This is a genomic window from Brasilonema octagenarum UFV-OR1, from assembly GCF_963888615.1.
Lineage (GTDB): Bacteria > Cyanobacteriota > Cyanobacteriia > Cyanobacteriales > Nostocaceae > Brasilonema > Brasilonema sennae.
Genome location: NZ_CAWPKW010000120.1, coordinates 1 through 605, shown reverse-complemented (window position 1 = coordinate 605; position 605 = coordinate 1). Strand labels below are relative to the sequence as shown.

Annotated in this window: 1 protein-coding gene and 1 pseudogene; both read left to right on the top strand. The window is 50.1% G+C overall.

The window, feature by feature from the left end:
* Position 1: 1 nt before the first annotated feature.
* Positions 2-223 (top strand): annotated as a pseudogene (locus AC5590_RS08890) (PAS domain-containing protein); the annotation flags it as partial.
* A gap of 42 nt (positions 224-265) precedes the next feature.
* Positions 266-605 (top strand): response regulator (locus AC5590_RS08885; protein ID WP_348982801.1); only part of this gene is annotated, 340 nt, incomplete at its 3' end.

Below are 605 nucleotides of genomic sequence, written 5' to 3'. Positions count from 1 at the left end.
AGTGATTCTCTTAGCTAACCGCGCTGCTGGCGCATTATTCAACGTCTTGCCCAACATCCTCATTGGCAAACCATTAGCCAATTTTGTCTGTGAGGCAGAACGTCGGATCTTTCGTAACAAATTAAACGAGTTTTCCTCTCTATATTCTTCTGTGCAAGAGTGGGAAATACGTATGTGTCCGCCTATAAGTCAACCTTTTGACGCTTCACTCTTGGTGGCACCTGTGCGTGACTCTTCTAGAACCCTGGTTTCTCTACGGATAGGCGTGCGTGATATTACTAAATACAAGGCGGCGAATTTACAACACATCCAATCAGTAGCTGAGCTGCTGCCTCTGGCAGCAGCTGTAGAGATCCCTCGTTCGCTCGATGGCTTGCAGGTGCTCTTTGTGGATGATGAAGCCGATGCCCGCGAGTTTATCACGGCAGTGCTGGAGCAACATGGAATTTCGGTGACAGCAGTTGCAACAGTTACTGAGGCGCTGGAGGTGCTGGAGCGATGCTCACTCGGGGAGCCGCCCAAAGGGCGAACATGCCCCGATGTGTTAATCAGTGACATCAGGATGCCGGATGAAGATGGCTACGCTTTGATTAAGAAAGTACGGG